This window comes from Enemella evansiae, assembly GCF_002250705.1.
Lineage (GTDB): Bacteria > Actinomycetota > Actinomycetes > Propionibacteriales > Propionibacteriaceae > Enemella > Enemella evansiae.
On record NZ_NMVP01000012.1, the window covers coordinates 353,623 to 371,894 of the forward strand.

General features: G+C 69.2%; 17 protein-coding genes. 8 read left to right on the forward strand and 9 right to left on the reverse strand.

All coding sequences use genetic code 11. The annotated features are described in order from the left end of the window. The first annotated feature begins 65 nt into the window (after positions 1–65). Positions 66–1,430 carry a MocR-like pyridoxine biosynthesis transcription factor PdxR gene (pdxR, locus tag BI335_RS10300; RefSeq protein ID WP_094430742.1) on the forward strand — a complete coding sequence of 455 codons (1,365 nt, stop codon included), beginning with the start codon at positions 66–68 and terminating at the stop codon, positions 1,428–1,430. Positions 1,431–1,478: 48 nt separating this feature from the next. Here the strand turns inward: pdxR and argS are convergent, their stop codons facing one another. Beyond that, complete coding sequence (gene argS / locus BI335_RS10305) at positions 1,479–3,113, reverse strand: arginine--tRNA ligase (RefSeq protein ID WP_094430807.1); 1,635 nt, start codon at positions 3,111–3,113, stop codon at positions 1,479–1,481. A 139-nt stretch (positions 3,114–3,252) separates the two neighbouring features. Here argS and BI335_RS10310 point away from each other — a divergent pair, with 139 nt between their 5' ends. The 4 genes from BI335_RS10310 to BI335_RS10325 all read left to right on the forward strand — a co-directional run bounded on the left by BI335_RS10310 (position 3,253) and on the right by BI335_RS10325 (position 8,519). Next, positions 3,253–4,080, forward strand: a complete 828-nt coding sequence (locus BI335_RS10310; RefSeq protein ID WP_094356715.1) for an aldo/keto reductase — start codon at positions 3,253–3,255, stop codon at positions 4,078–4,080. A gap of 117 nt (positions 4,081–4,197) precedes the next feature. After that, entirely contained in the window at positions 4,198–5,562 is a 1,365-nt protein-coding gene (locus BI335_RS10315) for a hemolysin family protein (RefSeq protein ID WP_208109267.1), read from the forward strand. After that, positions 5,555–6,598, forward strand: coding sequence for a hemolysin family protein (locus BI335_RS10320; protein WP_094430744.1), 1,044 nt, complete (start codon positions 5,555–5,557; stop codon positions 6,596–6,598). The genes BI335_RS10315 and BI335_RS10320 overlap by 8 nt, the downstream gene beginning before the upstream one ends. A 7-nt stretch (positions 6,599–6,605) precedes the next feature. Further along, positions 6,606–8,519: a glycogen debranching N-terminal domain-containing protein gene (locus tag BI335_RS10325; protein ID WP_229119537.1), complete on the forward strand. Its 1,914-nt coding sequence runs from the start codon at positions 6,606–6,608 to the stop codon at positions 8,517–8,519. 229 nt (positions 8,520–8,748) lie between these two features. Here the strand turns inward: BI335_RS10325 and BI335_RS10330 are convergent, their stop codons facing one another. Next, a complete protein-coding gene (locus BI335_RS10330) occupies positions 8,749–9,219 on the reverse strand; it encodes a MarR family winged helix-turn-helix transcriptional regulator (RefSeq protein ID WP_229117628.1) in 471 nt (156 codons plus the stop codon). A gap of 111 nt (positions 9,220–9,330) precedes the next feature. Between BI335_RS10330 and BI335_RS10335 the strand changes: the two genes are divergently transcribed. Beyond that, entirely contained in the window at positions 9,331–10,146 is an 816-nt protein-coding gene (locus BI335_RS10335; RefSeq protein WP_094430746.1) for an SDR family NAD(P)-dependent oxidoreductase, read from the forward strand. A 110-nt stretch (positions 10,147–10,256) separates the two neighbouring features. On the opposite strand, the gene BI335_RS10340 is transcribed toward BI335_RS10335, so the two are convergent. Then, a complete protein-coding gene (locus BI335_RS10340; RefSeq protein ID WP_094356717.1) occupies positions 10,257–10,919 on the reverse strand; it encodes a SanA/YdcF family protein in 663 nt (220 codons plus the stop codon). Positions 10,920–10,957: 38 nt separating this feature from the next. Further along, on the reverse strand, positions 10,958–12,634 hold the full coding sequence (pgi, locus tag BI335_RS10345; protein WP_094430748.1) for a glucose-6-phosphate isomerase: 1,677 nt from the start codon (positions 12,632–12,634) through the stop codon (positions 10,958–10,960). A gap of 92 nt (positions 12,635–12,726) precedes the next feature. On the opposite strand from pgi, the gene BI335_RS10350 reads away from it, so the two are divergent. After that, complete coding sequence (locus BI335_RS10350; RefSeq protein WP_094430750.1) at positions 12,727–13,056, forward strand: plasmid stabilization protein; 330 nt, start codon at positions 12,727–12,729, stop codon at positions 13,054–13,056. Between the two features lie 32 nt (positions 13,057–13,088). After that, on the forward strand, positions 13,089–14,648 hold the full coding sequence (locus BI335_RS10355; RefSeq protein ID WP_094426197.1) for a deoxyguanosinetriphosphate triphosphohydrolase family protein: 1,560 nt from the start codon (positions 13,089–13,091) through the stop codon (positions 14,646–14,648). 56 nt (positions 14,649–14,704) lie between these two features. On the opposite strand, the gene BI335_RS21390 is transcribed toward BI335_RS10355, so the two are convergent. From BI335_RS21390 to BI335_RS10375, 5 genes are all read right to left on the reverse strand, one after another. Beyond that, positions 14,705–14,845, reverse strand: coding sequence for a hypothetical protein (locus BI335_RS21390; protein ID WP_166646799.1), 141 nt, complete (start codon positions 14,843–14,845; stop codon positions 14,705–14,707). 419 nt (positions 14,846–15,264) lie between these two features. Beyond that, on the reverse strand, positions 15,265–16,419 hold the full coding sequence (locus BI335_RS10360) for an SH3 domain-containing protein (protein WP_094430752.1): 1,155 nt from the start codon (positions 16,417–16,419) through the stop codon (positions 15,265–15,267). 114 nt (positions 16,420–16,533) lie between these two features. Next, entirely contained in the window at positions 16,534–17,136 is a 603-nt protein-coding gene (locus BI335_RS10365) for a TetR/AcrR family transcriptional regulator (RefSeq protein WP_166646798.1), read from the reverse strand. A gap of 116 nt (positions 17,137–17,252) precedes the next feature. Then, a complete protein-coding gene (locus tag BI335_RS10370) occupies positions 17,253–17,816 on the reverse strand; it encodes a TetR/AcrR family transcriptional regulator (RefSeq protein WP_144009108.1) in 564 nt (187 codons plus the stop codon). Positions 17,817–17,875: 59 nt separating this feature from the next. Next, positions 17,876–18,244, reverse strand: coding sequence for a DoxX family protein (locus tag BI335_RS10375; protein WP_094356724.1), 369 nt, complete (start codon positions 18,242–18,244; stop codon positions 17,876–17,878). Positions 18,245–18,272: the final 28 nt, after the last annotated feature.

Here is an 18,272-nt window from a genome sequence, read left to right on the forward strand (position 1 = left end):
CGACTGGACCAGACCAGATCCAGATATGACCAAGTTGTTTGGTCCAGTACGCTTATGCTGGCGGCATGGTCGCGGAGTTTCCGGTCACCCTGGAGCGGGGTGGTACGCGGTCGTTGCCCGCTCAGCTGACCGCCGCGATCCGCGGTGCGATCGCCCGCGGTGTCCTCGCCCCCGGTGATGTGCTGCCCTCGACCCGGGAGCTGGCGAGCCGCCTCACGGTCTCCCGCGGGACCGTGACCACGGCCTACGATCTGCTGATCGGCGAGGGTTACCTGGTCGCGGTGGACCGCTCCCGGACCATCGTCAGCCATCGACTACCCAGCGGTCAGCGGGCACCCGAGCCGGACCCGCTGCCACCGGCACACACACCCACCGACGACCCGGCGATCCTCGATCTCACCCCCGGACCGCCCGGTGGGACGCCGCTGTCCGACCCGTCCTGGCGGCGCTGCTGGCGACAGGCCAGCCAGCCCACCGGCGGACGACACCGGCCCGATCCCGCCGGTGAACCACAGCTGCGCGCAGCGATCGCCGAACACCTGCGGATCCAGCGCGGGATGGTCGTCGACCCGGGCCGGGTGGTGGTCACCGCGGGCGCCCGAGAGGGCATCGGCATCCTGATGCTGTCGCTGCCGAACGGCGCAATCCGTGTGGGGGTTGAGAATCCGGGCTTCCCGGGACTGCGGAACGCGCTGCGCCGGCAGCAGGCCGACCTGATCGAGGTGGGTGTCGATACCGGTGGCGTACGCCTCGGCGAGCTGCCGGAGGATCTCGACCTGCTGGTGCTCACGCCGAACCATCTCTATCCGCATGGCGACTCGATGCCGGCCGACCGGCGGTTGGAACTGCTGCGGTGGGCGGTCCGCACCGACACCCTGTTGCTCGAGGACGACTACGATGCCGAGTTCCTGCACCACCCCGCGGTGGCCACGCTGCACGGCATGCTGCCCGATGCCCCGGTGGTGCATCTGGGCACCTTCTCCCGGGTGCTCGGTGCGGACATCGGCACCGGGTATCTGATCGTGCCGCCCGAGCTGGTCGAACCGGTGCTGCAGGCCCGCCGCGATCTCGGCCCGCCGGTCGCGGCGATCACCCAGCGTGCGGTCGCCGGCTACCTCGCCGAGGGCGGGTTGCGACGGCATCTGCGCCGCTCCCGACGGCTGATCGAGACCAACGCCGAGCGGGTGATCGCCGCCCTGGAAGGAATCGCGGGCGTCGAGGTGGTCGGCGCGATGGCGGTCATCGCGCTGGACCGAGAGCGTGCCGATGCGGTCCGGGCGGCCTGCCTGGCGAAGCGGGTACGCCTCGGCGACGCCCGCGGTCGGTGGGTCGGTGCGGGGCCGGCCGGGATCACGCTCGGCCTGGGCGTACCGGACCGGGAACTCCACCGGGGCCTGCGGGTGCTGCGCCGCGCGCTGCGGGAGGCGTGACGAATACCTCTCGACACGGGCGCGGGGCGCCCTACTCGAGGTACGCGGTCACATCCGCTCGGGGGCGATGATGCCGAGCAGGTCGAGGCCGCGGGCGAGCACGTCGCGGGTGGCCTGCACCAGCCCGAGCCGCGAGGACCGCACCGGGTCCTCGGACTTCAGCACCGGGCAGTTCTCGTAGAACACAGAATAACCGCTGGCCAGCTCGAACAGGTAGCTGCACAGTTTGTGCGGCTGCAGGTTTTCCGCCAGTTCGGCCACCACCTCGCCGAAGCGGGACAGGTTCAGCGCGAGCTGCTGCTCGGCCGGCTCGTCGAGCACGGTGATCGGGCCGACCTGGTATCCCCGAGCCGCGGCCTCGCGCAGGATCGAGCAGCAGCGGGAGTGGGCGTACTGCAGGTAGGGCCCGGTGTCGCCCTGGGTCCTGGTCATCCGCACGGGGTCGAAGACGTAGTCCTTCTGCAGCCCCGAGGACAGGTCCGCGTACTTGATCGCGGCCAGCGCGATCTCCGGCGCGGCATTCTGCTCGGCGGCATCGAGCAGGTCGACCAGCTTGGCCGCCGACCCGTCGCGGGACTTCAACGGCTTGCCGTCCTCGCCGAGCACCATCCCGTAACCGATGTGCTCGGCTCGCACGGTGTCCGGCAACCAGCCGGCCTTCCGGGCGGCGGCGAAGACCTGCCGGAAGTGCCCGGACTGCCGGGCATCGGTGACATAGATGATCCGGTCGGCGTGCAACTCGCGCACCCGGCGCCGGATCGCGGCCAGGTCGGTGGTGGCGTACCCGTAACCGCCGTCACTCTTGCGGACGATGAGCGGCGCGTCGAAGCCGTCGACGAAGACGCAGAGCGCGCCGTTGTCGATGACCGCGACCCCGTTGGCCTCCAGCTCGTCGCAGACCGCGGCCAGGTCGTCGTTGTAGGTCGACTCGCCGGCCAGATCCTTGTCGGTCAACAAGACGTTCATCCGGGCGTACGCGTCGTTGAAGCCCTGCTTGGAGATCTCCAGCAACTGCCGCCAGATCGCCAGCGACTGCTCATCGCCGCCCTGGAAGATCGCGACCCGCGCCCGGGCCCGGGTCGCGAACTCCGGATCGGTCTTGAAGTGCGCCGCGGCCCGCTTGTAGAGCGCATCGGCGGCGGCCAGATCGAGCTCGGCCGCCTCGATGCCCTCATCCAGGATCTGCTCGATCAGCATCCCGAACTGGGTGCCCCAGTCGCCGATGTGGTTCTGCGGGATGACGGTGTCCCCGGTCGCGGTCAGCACCCGGTTGAAGCAGTCGCCGATGATCGTGGTGCGCAGGTGACCGACGTGCATCTGCTTGGCCACATTCGGCGCGGAATAGTCGATCACCACCCGCTGCGGATCATCGGTCGCCACGATCCCGACCTGCGGATCGGTGAGCACGGCCTCAGCGGCACCGGCGAGCACCTCGTTGCGGAGCCGGAAGTTGATGAAGCCCGGTCCGGCGATCTCCGGCGGCTCGCACAGATCGCCGACCTCGAGCTCGTCGACGATCCGCTGCGCCACCTCGCGAGGGGGCCTGCCCTCGGACTTCGCCAGCCGCAACGCTACGTTGGACTGGAAGTGACCGAACTGCGGCTTGGTCGCGGCGCGCAGCTCGGGGTCGATCCCGGCTACGGCAGCGACACGGGCATTCAGTTCGGAAGGCAGGGAGGACATGACCTCCATTGTTCCATGACGTACCACCCGGTCAGGATTTTTTGTCCGGTCCGGGAATGAAACCGCGGTCGCCCGTGCTGTCCCTCGGGTACGCCACCAGCGGCTGCGGCGGACAACCCCATACGAATCGGAGGAACTGATGACGAACGTGCCCACGATCACCCTCAATGACGGCCACACCATCCCCCAGCTCGGTTTCGGGGTCTGGCAGGTGTCCACCGAGGACATCGTGCCGGCGGTCCGCAAGGCCCTCGAGGTCGGTTACCGGCACATCGACACGGCCGCGATCTATGGCAACGAGGAGGGTGTCGGCCAGGCGATCAAGGAGTCCGGGATCCCCCGTGACCAGCTCTTCGTGACCACCAAGCTGTGGAACGACCGGCACGGTGATGTCCGTGCCGCGATCACCGAGAGCCTGGGCAAGCTCGGCCTGGACTACCTCGATCTCTACCTGACCCACTGGCCGGTGCCGCAGCAGAACAAGTACCTCGATGCCTGGCTGGCGATGGAGGAGGCCCAGCGCGACGGCCTGACCCGCAGCATCGGCGTCTCGAACCACCAGCGCGAGCACCTGGAGCTGATCCTGGACAAGGGCACCGTCACCCCGGCGGTGAACCAGATCGAGGTGCATCCGACCCTCACCCAGGACGCGATGGTCGACTTCGACAAGAGCAAGGGCATCGTCACCGAGGCGTGGTCGCCGCTCGGCCAGGCCAAGGATCTGGAGAACCCGGTGATCACCGAGCTGGCTGAGCAGCTGGGGCGTACGCCGGCCCAGGTGATCCTGCGCTGGCACCTGCAGCGCGGCCTGGTGGTGTTCCCCAAGTCGGTCACCCCGAAGCGGATCGAGGAGAACTTCGACGTCTTCGGCTTCGAGCTGGACGATGCGGCGATGCAGAAGATCGCCGGCCTGGACGACAGCAACCGGATCGGCCCGGACCCCGACACCTTCAACGTCGGCGCCTGATCCTTCCCCACCGAGCCCCCTGCTCCTCGAGCGGGGGGCTCGGCACGTGTGGGAAGCGGGGGTGCGCCACAGGTTCGCGCCCCGAACGGCACAGATCAATCGAACCGGGAGGTTCTCTTGGCCACGGCGTGGCTGCTGTTGGCGCTGGTCATCGTCCTGATCGCGCTCTGTGGATTCTTCGTGATGGCGGAGTTCGCGCTCGTCACCGTCGATCGCCCGGCGGTCCGACGGGCCGCCGAGCAGGGTGACCGCCGAGCGGAATCGGTGCAGCGGGCCCTGGGCACGCTGTCCACCCAGCTGTCGGGCTGCCAGCTCGGTATCACCATCACCAGTCTGGTGATCGGTCTGATCGCCGAACCATCGGTCGCCGAACTGCTTCGGCCGGTGCTGCACGGCCTCGGGCTCGGCGAGGGGGTGGCCACCCCGATCTCGTTCGGCCTGGCCTTCGTGCTGGCGACGCTGGCCCAGATGGTGTTCTCCGAACTGGTACCGAAGAACTGGGCGCTCGCCGAACCGCTGCGACTGGCGCGCTGGATCGCCACCCCGCAGCTCGCCTTCGTCGCCGTCACCCGGCCGCTGCTGCGGTTCTTCAACGGCACCGCGAATGCGGTGGTCCGGCTGTTCGGGGTCACCCCGGCGGAGGAGCTGGCGTCCGGGCATTCCCCGCAGGAGTTGAGCGCGCTGGCGTACCGGTCCGCCCGCGAGGGCACCCTGCATCCGGCCCTTGCCGAACACATGCAGCAGACCGCCGAACTCGGGCAGCGGTTCGCCGCCGATGCGATGACCCCGCGGGCCCGGGCCGATTTCCTGGACGCGACCGTGCCGGTGAACCGCTTGCTCGCCGCCGCCCGGCGTACCGGTCACTCCCGCTTCCCGGTGATCGGGGAGGACGCCGACGACGTGATCGGCGCCGCGCACTTCCGCGATGCGCTGGCCGTGCCGGCGGAGGATCGGGACCGGGTACGCCTCGGCGAGATCGTCCGCACGGTGCCGGCGGTGCCGGCATCGATGCCCCTGGACAACGTGCTCGGCCAACTGCGCGGTGGGTTGCAGCTCGCGATCGTCATCGATGAATACGGCGGCACCGACGGCATCATCACCCTGGAGGACCTGATGGAGGAGCTCGTCGGCGAGATCACCGACGAACAGGACCGCCCGCAGGACCAGATCACCGAACTCGGCCCCGGCCACTGGGTGCTCTCCGGCCTGGTGCGCCCGGACGAGGTGCGCCGCCTGATCGGATTGGAGCTGCCCGAAGGGCTGGCCAGCGAGACCCTCGGCGGGCTGATCACCGAACGGTTGGAGCGGTTCAGCCAGGTCGGTGACACCGTCGAGGCGACCGGCCGCGACCACGCCCATCCCGACGCCGACGGCATCTCCCCCGAGGTGCCGGTGCTGCTCACCGTCCGTCGGTTGGACGGCCGCCGGGTGGCCGAGGCGGAGCTCGAGGTGCTGCCGGATCCGGAGGACGCCGATGAGTGACGGTCTGGCGATCGCCCTGGCGGTGCTTTTCCTGCTGGGCAACGCATTCTTCGTGGGAGCGGAGTTCTCCCTGGTCGCGGCGCGGCGTACCCCGATCGAGGAGGCCGCCGCGCACGGGCGCCCCGGTGCCCGCTGGACGGTGCGGGCGATGGATCGCGTCTCGACGATGATGGCCGGCGCCCAGCTCGGCATCACGGTCTGCTCGCTGGCGCTGGGCGCGCTCGGTGAACCGGCCATCGCCCATCTGCTCACCCCACTGTTCGAGCTGGTGCACCTGCCGGAGGGGTTGATGCATCCGGTGTCGCTGGTGATCTCGATGGCGGTCGTGGTCTATCTGCACATGGTGCTCGGCGAGATGGTGCCGAAGAATCTGGCGATCGCCGGGCCGGAACGGGTGGCGCTGCTGCTCGGACCGCCGATGTATCTGATCTGTCTGGCCCTGCGCCCGGTGCTCTGGTTGCTGAACGCGATCGCCAACGGTGTCCTGAAACTGCTCAAGGTGAAACCCACCGAGGAGGTCTCCTCCACCGTCAGCGTCGAGGACGTGCCGGGATATCTGGAGGAGTCGCACGAACGCGGTCTGCTGGAGGACACTGAGCATCAGCTGATGGCCGGCGCCCTGACGATGAACAGCGGCCGGGTCGCCGAGGTGACGATCCCGGTCGAGCAGATCATCGCGCTCGACGAATCCGACACGGTTGCCGAGGCCGAGGAGACCTGCGTCCGATTCGGCCACTCCCGGTTCCCGGTCCGCGGCGAGACCGGCTGGGTCGGATATGTGCATCTGAAGGATCTGCTCGATCCGACGCTCGATCCCGATCGCACGCTGCCGAGGGCGGCGATCCGGGAGCTGGTTCGGGTGTCGAGCGGTGCGACCCTGCTCGAGGCGTTGCGCCCGATGCAGCGCAGCGGCGCGCACCTGGCCGCGGTCACCGACGCGGAGAACGGTGAACCGGTCGGCTGGGTGATGCTCGAGGATGTGATGGAGACCATGATCGGAACCGTGTCCGAGGACGCCGAGCAGCAGAGGAAATGACGTGACGGTGAGCGAATCCGGCGAACTCGCCCGGCGGACGGCGGCGGCCCGGGCCGCGCAGGCCCTGCACGACCTGGTGACCACGGTGGCCGCGCCGACGGTGGCGCTGTCCGGGGCGTCCGGGGACATGGCACCGGGGCGCGCGGAGGGTGTGCTGCACGCCGACGTCCGGACCCTGTGCCGCAACGAGGTGCTTGTCGACGGTGAGCGGTTGACGCCGCTGGCCTGGTACGCCGACGGTGCGGAGACGGTCTTCGTCTCGACGGTCCAGGGGCCGAAGGATCCGGAGCTGCGGTTGGAGCGGCGGCGGGCGGTCCGCCCCGGTGAGCTGACCGAGACGCTGACCCTGCGCGGGCTGGATGATCTGGATCGGGAGGCGGTGCTGCTGGAGGTGCTGCTGGCCAGCGACGGCAGCAATGTGGGGGCGATCAAGCAGGGTACGCCGCAGCCGCCGATCACCTTCCCAGACGCGGATTCCGGGGAATCGGTCAGCTTCGGCGAGGACGTGGTCTCGACCCTCTCGGCACCGGGTGCCGAGGTGCTGGCCGAGGGTGAGGTGTTGCGACTGCGCTGGCGGGCACCGCTGCCGGTCGGGGGTGAGCTGCGGCTGCAGTGGCGGTTGACGATGCGCGACGGTGGGGGTGTGCTGGTGGCGCCGAGCGACACCGGACTGCCGGTGGCGGCGCTGGCCGAGGCGGCGCTCGGCCCGGTCGCGGACCGTTATCGGCCCCAGCTCGAACCGTGGCTGCGGCAGTCGCTGCACGATCTGAACGGGTTGCGACTGGCGACCGCGGATCGGCCGGTGGAGACCTTCTTCGCCGCCGGTGCGCCCTGGTATCTGACCCTGTTCGGCCGGGATTCGTTGTGGGCTTCGCGTTTCCTGGTCGAACTGGACTGGCGACCGGCCGCCGCGACCCTGCGTACGCTGGCCGCCCGCCAGGGTCGCCGCGAGGATCCGGAGGCCGCGGAACAACCGGGCAAGATCATGCACGAGCTGCGCCGCGGCACCTATGTGATGGCCGAGCTGACGCTGCCGCCGCTGTATTTCGGCACCATCGACGCGACCGCGCTGTGGGTGTGTCTGCTGCACGATGCCTGGCGGGCGGGGATGCCGGAGGCCGAGGTGCGCGAGCTGCTGCCGAACCTGCGCGCGGCGTTGGGTTGGATCACCGGCGGGGCCGATGCCGATGGTGACGGCTTCGCCGAATATCTGGACACCACCGGGCATGGATTGGCCAACCAGGGTTGGAAGGATTCGGCGGATTCGGTCCGGTTCCACGACGGTTCGCGGGCCGAGGGGCCGATCGCACTGGTGGAGGTGCAGGGTTACGCGCATCAGGCGGCGCGGGCGGGCGCGGAACTGCTGGCGGCGTACGGCTCGGAGGAGGATGCCCGCGAGGTGACCCGGTTGCAGACCTGGGCCGCTGAGCTGGCGGATCGGTTCCGGGCCCGCTTCTGGTGCGAGCGCGACGGTGACCGGTTCCCTGCCCTGGCACTGGATGCGGCCAAGCAGCCGGTGGATTCGGTGACCTCGAACATCGGGCATCTGCTCGGTACCGGAATCCTGTCGGCCGAGGAGGAGGCGCTGGTCGCCGATCGGCTGGTACGCGAGGATCTGGACTCGGGGTTGGGGTTGCGCACGATGGCGAGCACCGAGGGCGGTTCTTCCCCGCTCAGCTATCACTGCGGCAGCGTCTGGCCGCATGACACCGCGGTCGCGATCCGGGGCCTGCTGGTGGGCGGATTCGTCGACCAGGCACGGAAACTGGCCGAGGGACTGCTGGTCGCCTCGCAGGCCTTCCGTGGTCGGCTGCCGGAACTGTGGTCGGGCGACCCGGAGCCGATCCCCTACCCCGCCTCCTGCCATCCGCAGGCCTGGGCCGCCGCGTCGGTCTTCGTCGCGGCCCGCGCCCTCACCTGACGCTCATCGAGCAGCTCGCGCAGCGATCCCCCTCCGTTCATCGAGTAGCTCGCGCAGCGATCCCCCTCGTTCATCGAGTAGCTCGCGCAGCGATCCCCCTCCGTTCATCGAGTAGCTCGCGCAGCGAGCGTGTCGAGATGAACCCAACGCAACCTGCTCATCTCGACATGGCCGCCATTGTTCCGCTTCGCTGCGCATGGCGGCCTACTCGATGAGCGTTTGAGCGTGGTCAGCCCGTCCGGTCGTGCCGGGGAGCCACCCCGAACTCGTCCTCGAAACTCGCCAGCAGCCTTGCCAGCAAGGGATTCAGCCGGGTGAGCTGGGCCGGGGCGAGCGCACCGAAGAGCTCGGCCTCGATGGCGGTCCGGGTGGCGGTGGCCCGCCGCCAGCGCCGCCGTCCGGCGGTGGTCAGGCGTACCGGGCGGCTGCGGCCGTCGGCCCCGGCCACCGGTTCGACCAGGCCGGCCTCGGTGAGCCGGGCGATCCGGACACTGACCGTGCCCGAGGTGAGGCCGAGTTGATCCATCAGCAGGCTGGGCCGGCACGGTCCCCCGGCGCGCTCGATCACCGAGAGCGCCTCCCAGTCGGCCAGGCTGAGTCCGTTCTCGTTGGCCGCGCGCTCCAGCACCCGGTTGAACTGCCGAGCGAGCCGGCCGATCCGCTGCCGCGCCGCTTCCACCTCCGCATCCACTGGGTCCATCTGTGCCAGCCACATTTCGAGTTCGTTCTCGACCGAGTCCACACCGAGCCCCTTTATCTTGAACCTCAAGATGATCTAATGTCTTGATTCTCAAGATATCAGGAGGAGAACATGGCTGTCTGGTTCATCACCGGAACGAGCAGCGGCTTCGGCCGCGCGATCGCCGAGCAGGCCCGGGAGCAGGGGCATACCGTCGTCGCGACGGCCCGGGACACCGGGGCGATCGCCGACTTCACCGATGCCCTGCGACTGGATGTCACAGATCAGGCATCGATCGATGCCGCGGTCGGCGAGGCCATCGCCCGGCACGGCCGGATCGACGTGCTGGTGAACAATGCGGGGCACGGGCACCTGGGTGCGGCGGAGGAGGTGACACCCGAGGAACTGACCGCACTGTGGGAGGTGAACGTGCTCGGCGCCTTCCGGGTGACCCGGGCCGTGCTGCCCCAGTTGCGCGCCCAGGGCGGCGGGCACATCGTGCAGTTGTCCTCGGTGGGCGGGGTGGTCGGCAATCCCGGCCATGCGGCCTACGCCACCACGAAGTTCGCCCTGGAAGGAATGTCGGAGGCGCTGGCCGGGGAAGTACGCGACCTGGGGATCCGGGTGACGATCGTCGAACCGGGGCCGTTCCGCACCGACTTCGCCGGCCGCTCGATCGGCCGGGCGGAACCGCTGGCGGCGTACGACGAGACCCCGGCCGGGCAACTGCGGCGCGGTTTCGGCGACCAGGACGGTCAGCAGCCCAACGATCCGGTCGCCGGCGCACGCGTCATCCTGGCCGCTGTCGCGGACCCGGATTCCCCACTGCGGTTGCCGTTGGGCCCGGAGGCGGTGCAGCGGATCCGGACCAAGCTCACCGATCAGCTGGCCGACCTGGACCGGTGGGAGGAGCGGTTGGTGGACACGCGGTACGCCAACGGCGGGTGAGCGAGCGCCAGCGAGTCGAAGCCTCGGAGGGGACGGGGAGTCATCTCGACACGGCTGCCATTGCTCCGCTTCGCTCCGCATGGCGGCCTACTCGATGAGCGTGGGTCCCACTAGCGCAGCGCTTCGGTGACGCTGGTCTCCTTGGAGCCGAGGATCGGGGTGCGGCGGGTGGCGACGTCCCACATCATCTTGAAGTTGGCGAAGAGTTCCCGCACCTGGCCGGAACGCCAGGTGCTGCCATAGGTGCGGACGGAGTAGTCGCCGACACCCTGGGCATCGACGCCGACGAGCCGGCAGGTCGTCACCGCGCGGGGGATGTGATAGCCCTGTGTGACCAGCGTCAGCCGGTCGACACCGAAGATCTGCTTGGCACGTACGCATGAGTCGTAGGTGTCGAAGCCGGCGTAGTCGGCGACCACCTTGCCGGCCGGAACCCCGTTGCGGATCAGGTAATTCCGCATCCCGTCCGGCTCGTTGTAGTGCTCCTCACCGTTGTCCCCGGAGACCAGGATCACCTTGACCTTGCCGGCCTCGAGCAACCGCTGCGCCAGATCGAGACGGCCCTTCAGATAGGGCGAGGGGGTGCCATCGGGATAGATCTCCGCGCCGAGCACCAGCGCCACCGGGGCGAAGGGCACCTTCTGGGCGGAGAAGGTCTGCGGCTGGGCGGTGGACCGGACGAATCCGGCCGTACCCAGCACCGCCAGCGCACCCGCCACGCCCACCACCGCACACGTCACGACCGCGCGCTTGAGGAACCGAGCAGCGGGCATGTCGCCAGAATAGTTGGGCCGGGAAAGACCCGGCCGCCTCAGCGACGATGCGCCAGGTAGTAGCGGATCAGCGCACTGGTGGACTGGTCCTGCTCGGCCAGCGCGGCCTCGTCACCCCCGACCGCGGGAGTCAGTTCCTTGGCGAGCTGCTTGCCCAGCTCGACGCCCCACTGGTCGAAGGAGTCGATCCCCCAGACCACGCCCTGGGTGAAGGTGATGTGCTCATAGAGCGCGATCAGCTGGCCCAGCACCGAGGGGCTCAGCTCCGGGGCCATGATCGAGGTGGACGGCCGGTCGCCGGAGAAGACCCGCGCCGGCACGATCTCCTCCGGCGTACCCTCCGCCCGCACCTCGTCGGCGGTCTTGCCGAAGGCGAGCGCCTTGGTCTGGGCGAAGAAATTCGCCAGGAACAGCTCGTGCACGTCGGCGTCGCCGTCCTTCAGCGGATGGGCCGGGTTGGCGAAGGCGATGAAGTCGGTCGGGATCAGCCGGGTGCCCTGGTGGATCAGCTGATAGAAGGCGTGCTGGCCGTTGGTGCCGGGCTCACCCCAGAACACCTCGCCGGTGGAGGTGGTGACCGGGCTGCCGTCCCAGCGCACCGACTTGCCGTTGGATTCCATGGTCAACTGCTGCAGATAGGCCGGGAAGCGGTGCAGGTACTGGCTGTAGGGCAGCACGGCGTGACTCTGCGCACCGAGGAAGTTGTCGTACCAGACGTTCAGCAGGCCCATCAGCATCGGTACGTTGCCGGCGATCGGGGTGTTCTTGAAGTGCTCGTCGATCGTCCGGAAGCCGGCCAGGAAATCGGCGAACCGTTCGGGTCCGATGAAGATCGCGATCGAGGTGCCGATGGTCGAGTCGACCGAGTAGCGCCCGCCGACCCAGTCCCAGAAGCCGAAGGCGTTCGCCGGATCGATGCCGAAGGCCTCGACCTTGTCCAGAGCGGTGGAGACGGCCACGAAATGCTGGGAGACGGCGCGGCGGGCGTCGTCCTCGCTGTCGCCGACGATGCCCCGCTCGCGGAGTTGATCAAGGATCCAGGTCCGCGCCAGCCGGGCGTTGGTGAGGGTCTCCAGGGTGCTGAAGGTTTTGGAGGCGACGATGAACAGCGTGGTCTCGGGGTCCAGGCCGAAGGTCTTCTCGGCCAGGTCCGTCGGATCGATGTTGGAGATGAAGCGGCACTCCAGGCCCAGCTTGCCGTAGGGCTTGAGCGCCTCGTAGACCATCACCGGACCAAGATCAGATCCGCCGATACCGATGTTGATCACGGTCTGCACCGGTTTGCCGGTGACCCCGGTCCACTCGCCGCTGCGCACCTGGTCGGCGAAGGCGTACATCTTGTCCAGCTCACCGTGCACGTCGGCGACCACGTCCTGGCCGTCGACGGTCAGCTTCGCCTCCCGCGGCAGCCGCAGCACGGTGTGCAGCACGGCCCGGTCCTCGGTGACGTTGATGTGATCACCGCGGAACATCGCCTCGGCGCGTTCGGGTACGCCGACCTCGCGGGCCAGCTGCACCAGTGCCTGCGCGATCGGCGGGGTGATCAGGTTCTTGGACAGGTCGACGACCAGATCGCCGGCGGTCAGCGTCATCGCCTCGGTCCGCTTCGGGTCGCTGGCGAACCAGCCCCGCAGATCGGGCTCGAAGGCGTCGGCCAGGTCGGTGAGCGTGGCCCAGGGTGCGGTGGCGGTGGCATCAACGGGAGCGCTGGTCATGGGGCCAACTCTAGGACGCCGGCCGCCTCCGTTGGGGCGAGGTCCCCGCGGGTACCGTGGGTCGAGGAACGACTCTCATCGAGGAGGACCGGATGACCCCGCAGGAACAGTGGTCGGACAAGCGCGAGCGGCAGTACGAGCACATCAAGGAAGGGCTCACCGAACGGGGCCGCGACGAGGACACCGCCGAGGAGATCGCCGCCCGCACGGTGAACAAGGAACGCGCCCGCGCCGGCGAATCGAAGCAGGCCAGCAAAACCTCGACCGAAGACATCTCCTCGGAACGGCGCGGCGGCCTGCGCTCGCACAGCGGTCCCGGCGGGCGTACCAGAGACCAGTTGTACGCCGAGGCGAAACGCAAGGGCATCAAGGGCCGTTCGAACATGACCAAGGACCAGTTGGAGCGGGAGCTGGACCGCTGACCGATCCGGACCGCGCGCGCTAGATTCGATGCATGCCGGTCGCAGCCAAGGATCCCGTCGAACTGGATGAGGTACGCCTGGCGCGTCGGCACGAGGAGAGCGAGCTCTGGGAGCCGCTCACCGCCGGGGCGGAATCGGAGTTCCGGGTGGACCTGGAGCGGCTGCGGTTCGCACCGGCGTTCGCCCGGTTGGCCGATGTCACCCAGGTGGTCACCGCCGACGCGACCGACGGGGTGGTGCACAACCGGCTCACCCATTCGATCAAGGTCACCGCGCTGGCGCGCGGGATCGCGGTCGGGTTGCGGCAGATCGCCGACCCGGCCGATATCGAGCGCTGGGGCGGGCTGGACCACGTCGTCGCGCAGGCCGGTGCCGTCGCCCACGATCTGGGGCATCCACCCTTCGGCCATCTCGGCGAGCGCACCCTGGACCGGATCGCCCGGGAGCGGTTCGGGCTGGCCGACGGTTTCGAGGGGAACGCGCAGACCTTCCGGATCATCACCGAGCTGGAGGTGCACGGCGCACACGACGACGGGCTGAACCTGACCGCGGCGGCCCGGGCGGCGGTGTTGAAGTATCCGTGGGGCCGGTTCCATGCACCCGATCCGCATCCGAGCCAGTGGCAGGACCGGCCGCGTGGGGCGAACCCGGGTGCGCACGGCTCGGGGGCCGCGAAGTTCAACGCCTACGTCCCCGATCTGGCCGAGATGCTGGAGGTGCTGCAGGGTTTCGAACTGCCGCCGGGCCGGCAGACGCTGGAGTGCGCGGTGATGGATCTCGCCGACGACATCGCCTACTCACTGCACGATCTGGAGGACTTCCACCGCTCCGGAGTGCTGCAGTACTCCCCCATCTCGGGCGAGTTCCGCAGCTGGCTGGGCGAGCAGGAGCGCTGGCTCGGCGTACCCGATGCCGAACTGGAGACCCTGGTCCGCAAGCCGGGTGCAGGTCTGGAACGGCTGCGGCGCGCGGCGCGGGACAAGGATGACTGGGTGTTCGACGACGACATCTTCACCGAGGCGGTGAAGATCGTCGGAACCGAGTTCGTCGACGGGGTGCTGGTGACCCCGTTCGACGGGTCACGCGAGGCGGACCGGGCGATCTCGGGGTTCGTGAGCCGCTGGATCGACCACTTCACCGCGGCGGTCCGGATGAACCCGGACCCGGCGACCGCGCGGACACCGGTGGTGACGGTCAACCCGCTGGAGTGGCACCAGATCCAGGTGCTGAAGTTCATGCACCAGTACTTCGTGCTGCACCGCCCGGATCTGGCGATGGTGCAGCGCGGCCAGTCGATGCTGCTCACCGATCTGGTGGAGACCTTCGACTCGTGGCTGAGCGACCGGTTCGACGCGACCAGGGCGCCGCGGCGGTTGCTCGATCTGGTGGCCCTGTCCGAGCAGGGGCATCAGCGGGTACGCGAGGAGCATCCCGAGTGGTTGGACGGGCGAACCGACCGCGGCGACGTCGCGCGGATGGCGCGCGGGCGGGCGATCACCGACTTCGTGGCCGGTTTGAGTGATGCCCAGGCCGTGGCGTACGCCGGCCGGCTCGGCCCGTCCTCGGGGCTGCTCTGGGCCAGCGGGGTCTAGGACCGCGGCCGCGGAGCAGCTACCTGGGGGTGTGGCCCCAGGGGTGGCTCAATCGCTCAGTAGAGGCGCGAGCGCTGGGCGACGAGGATCAGCTCGTCGCGCATCGCCGGGGTGGCGGCGCTGTTGATCGCGCGCTGCACGGCCCGCTGGGTGCGGTTGGCGGCGCGACGCTGGCGGAAGTTCTTGGCGAAGGACATGCTGTTCATCTTTCCGACGAACCCTGACCCGCAGGTCGGGGAATTTTCTGTGATTAGGGGTTGTCGCCAATGACATCTTCAGTATAGGCGTCTGACTACGGGAAATCCAATTGGATATGCGCTGGGTGATATGACCTGGATCACCCCTGCGGGACAGCGTGTGGGCCATGACACAGCAGCACGATCCGACCACGGCTCCGGCGGCGGTTGGCCTCCGCGCCATCGGGGACGAGCCCGTCCACGGCCGGTAGGTAGGTAGAATAAATGATCATGGAATATTCGTACCTGCATACGTATGTTTGCAGATGAAGGTCCGGATATTCCTTGATCATTTTGGGAACCCGGCGCGTAGGCGAACCCGACGATCCCGGAAAACGACGAAGCCCCCTGCCGGAGCAGGGGGCTTCGCGGGTCTCGGCTCAGGAACCGCCGATGGAGATGTGCACGTGGTCCATGTGGTTGGCGGTGGCCGAACCACGATCGGACATCGAGCGCCAGCCCTCGGAGGAGCGCTGGGTGGTCCAGATCTTCTGCTGGTAGATGACCTGGGAGATGCCGTAGGAGCCGGCGTTGGCCTTGGCCCACTCGGCGATCTGCCAGCCGGAGGAGCTGTTCGAGATCATCACGTCCAGCGCCAGCCCGGCCGGGTGCCGGTAGTCGACGTTGTCCGGTCGGACGCCGCCGTAGCTGTCGGCGGCACCGGGGAACTTCGCGCAGACGGCCTGCTGCACGCGGGCGGTGCTGGCCTGCAGGCCGGCGACCGGCTTGCAGCTGCCCGAACCGGCGGGAGCCGGGGCCGGGGCGGCGGGGCCGTTGCCCGAGGCGGTCTTGCCGGAGCTGGAGGAGCTGGAGGACTTCGACGGGGTCGACGACCGGCTCTGGCTGCTGCTGGCCGGGGCGCTCGGCTTGGCGGAGGCGCTGGGCTTGTTGCTGCTCAGGTATTCGCTGGAGACCCAGCCGGTCTTGCTGTCGAGCAGAATCTGGCTGAAGCCGGAGGCGGTCTTGCCGGTGATGGAGACGGCGTCCCCTTCGGCGACCGAACCGATCTTGTCGCTGTCGGCGCTCGCCTCGACCCGGACATTCACGGTCGCGGTCGCGTACCGGGTGCCGGCGACGGTCGGCTTGCTGGTCGGCGACGGCGCCAGGGTGGACACCTTCATCAGCGGCGCCTCGGCGGGCCGCGGCGCCGGCTGCTGACCCTCGGGGGAAACGCCCTCCGACGGGCTCGCCTCGGGGGTCGGCACGTCGATCGCGGTGCGGGACTGATCCCGGCTGGTGGTATCGGCGGTCCGCGCCTCGGGCGGGGCGGCCGGCGCAGCGGTCGCGGCGGCCGGGGCCGCGGCGATGCTGCTGTCATCGGGACGCGGCCCGGTGACACCGGCGAGCGCCAGCCCGGCGAGCACCGACAGGGTCAGTACGCCGGGGAGCGCGAAACGACGGATCCGGGAGCGGAACGCGCTGGCACCGGCGGGCTCGTCATCCACCAGGGCCCGCTGGGGCAGATGCTCCACAGCGGACTCGTCGATGCGGTCATCGGCGAGCGAGTCGGGCAGCTGCTCGGGAGAGTCGGACAAGATCAGGCCTTCGCGTCGAGATCATTTCGTGACAAGGACGGGGCGAGTCTAAGCAGGTTCGCCCGCAAAAACGAAATTTTTGGGGCTGTTTCTCTCAGAAAACCCGCAGAACTCTCAGACTTCCCCGGATTCGGTGGCCCGGCAGAGGTCGGTGAGCTGGCGGGCGAACTCCCGCAGACCGGCCCGACAGGCCTCATCGTCGCGAGTGCTGAGCCAGACCATCGTGTTGCCCTCGATCACCGTGATCACCAACTGCACCAGCAGCTCGCGGTCGGTGCGCAACGGCCCGTACCGGGCCTCGAGCTGGTCCAGCGCACCGCGTACCACCGCCGCGGAGACCTCGAACCGCGACCCGGCGAGCTCCTGCAGTCCCGGCGTACGCGCGGCGTAGTGCCCGAGCTCGAGCAGCGCCTGCTCCTCACCCGGGTGCTCGCGGACGAACTCGAAAGTGCTCAGCAGCAGCTTCTCGATGTCGCACCCCAGGTCGCCGCTGGGCTCGAACCCCGGCACCAGGTGGGATTCGCGCTGCACCACCGATCGGATCAGCGCGGCCATCAGGGCCTGCTGGGACTCGAACACGTAGTGAAAGCTGGCCAGCGGCATGTCCGCCTCGGCACAGACCGCACGCGTCGTCGCGGCCGCGACCCCGTCACGGGCCATCACCCGGAAGGCGGCTTCGAGCAGCAACTCCTGCCGGCGGGCGGGTGGAATGCGCATCGACCTCTCCCTGGGACGACCCGCCCCGGCCGGGCAGGCTGTCCGGGAGGTTAGACCATCGCCCCGGGCCGCCGGGGTCCGGTCCATTCCCTGACCAGTCGCCGGTACGCCCGGGATCAGTCGGTGGGCGTCTCGTCCCGGCCCCGCCGCAGCTCCTCGAGGACCCCCGCGAAATGCTCCGACTCCTGGACGTGGCCCGGCAGATCGGCCGCCAGCACGTGATAGATCGTGAAGCAGCGCCCCAGGAAGTCGAGCGCGTCGGCGTACGTGCCACCGGCCCCGTTGATCACGATGTCGACCACCTCGCCGAGGACCTGCCGGACATCCACCCCGATCCGGGGTACCGCGGAGGCGGAGGTGAAGGCGCGGAAGATGACCATCATGCTGTCCGGATCCTGGCTGACGACATCGAAGTAACCGGCCAGCATCCGTTCGGCGGAGAACGGCGGCGTGGCCCGGGCCTGGATCATCTGGGTGAGCGTCTCGGCGGCCTGCGCGTGGGCCTCCAGGAAGGCGTTCTCCTTGTTGCCGTAGATCTGACTGATCCGGGGCTGGGAGACCCCGGCGGCCTGGGCGATGTCGGCCAGGGTGGTGCCGTCGTAACCCCCTCGAGCGAAGGCGCGGATCGCGGCCCGCGTGATCTCGGCCCGGCGGCGACTACGACTGATGGCATCTGGCACGGGCGACAGTGTACGGGCGCCCCCACAGATGTTTCACCAGGTGGGGATCCAGCCCTTGTTCAGTCGCGGCCGGCCCGCCAGGCCGCGCGGATCAACGGGAGCTGCAGCGGCAGTCGGGCCAGCGTGATCGCCTGCCGGGTCCGGTTCGTCCCGGCGAGTGCGTCGACGGTCATCTGCACGTTCCCGGGGAACACCGCGACCAGCAGCGCCGCGCTCGCGACCCCCGCGGCCCGCCGACTGGCCGGCAGCAGCAGACCGACCGCGCAGACCAACTCGGCGATGCCCGAGGCACCGATCACCTCCCGGTCCGCGGGCACCCAGCTCGGGATCAGCGGCTTGAACACCTTCGGCTTCACCAGATGCACGACCCCCGAGACCAGGAAGGCGGACACCACGAGTTTGGCATCGGTACGCAGGGGTGCGGTCACGGTTCTCCTTGGGTGCTCGACGGCGGGC